The sequence below is a fragment of the Shewanella sp. K8 genome (genome assembly GCF_028823715.1).
Lineage (GTDB): Bacteria > Pseudomonadota > Gammaproteobacteria > Enterobacterales > Shewanellaceae > Shewanella > Shewanella algae.
The window spans coordinates 1-803 of the sequence record NZ_JAPEHY010000091.1; the positions used below are offsets into that span (position 1 = coordinate 1).

At 43.2% G+C, this 803-nt stretch carries 1 protein-coding gene; it reads left to right on the forward strand.

Features of this window, described 5'->3' with window-relative positions:
- Positions 1–264 precede the first annotated feature (264 nt).
- On the forward strand, positions 265–711 hold the full coding sequence (locus ON072_RS21035; protein ID WP_261753074.1) for a hypothetical protein: 447 nt from the start codon (positions 265–267) through the stop codon (positions 709–711).
- The last annotated feature ends 92 nt before the right edge of the window (positions 712–803 follow it).

Below are 803 nucleotides of genomic sequence, written 5' to 3' on the forward strand. Positions count from 1 at the left end.
CGTTCTGGACAAAATGCCGGGAATTTGCAGCTAAGCTTGCGCGTTATTTCCGTAACATTTGATAAAATAGATTTAAATTCATAAAGTTAAAAAATACAGCGGGTAGATAATAGGTTTGGAAACCGCGCATGCGCGTTTAGCTGCAAGGGATATTTGGACTAAATGGTATTATATCCAGCTAATACAAACAGATAGCGATGCGCGTTTACATTCCTCCGAGGACTAAAACGCGCATGCGCACTATACAGCTGTTATGAGAAGCACATGATTCGAATTCTTTCACTCCTATCTGGTCTTTTTATTTCAGTGGCCTGCCATGCCTCGCCACCGGCCAAGCCAATAGAGATTACCCCTGGCAATATTGATGAGCTGGGCTTTTCCATTGAGATTAAGCAGGTGGGAGTGGAAAACTACGTTCGTCTTGTTGTGCCTTCAACAATCGATCAACATTGGGTTCCAGTCACAACTCAGGCTTATACCTACAATGGTGAGGAATCAGGTCTTCTCAATAAAGTAGAACTGGGTTCACCTACCAAAGAAGTTTCGATAAATTCATACTACAAACCAAGCGATGGAGATCTCATGGTTGGCGTCTATTTCTTGTGCGGTCTAGATCGCGCACCTTGTAGGGGCGATTGGGATTCAAGGCTCTATATGATTCAGTCCATCAACCAATATCTCATAACAAAAAAAGGCAGTCGGACGCACTAACGTGCGCCCGCTGCTTTTGGCGTTAGCTGTATTGAGGAAAGAATATGGCAATTTTTGAGTTATTTTCAAAGCGACAGAAAAAATTACGGGGG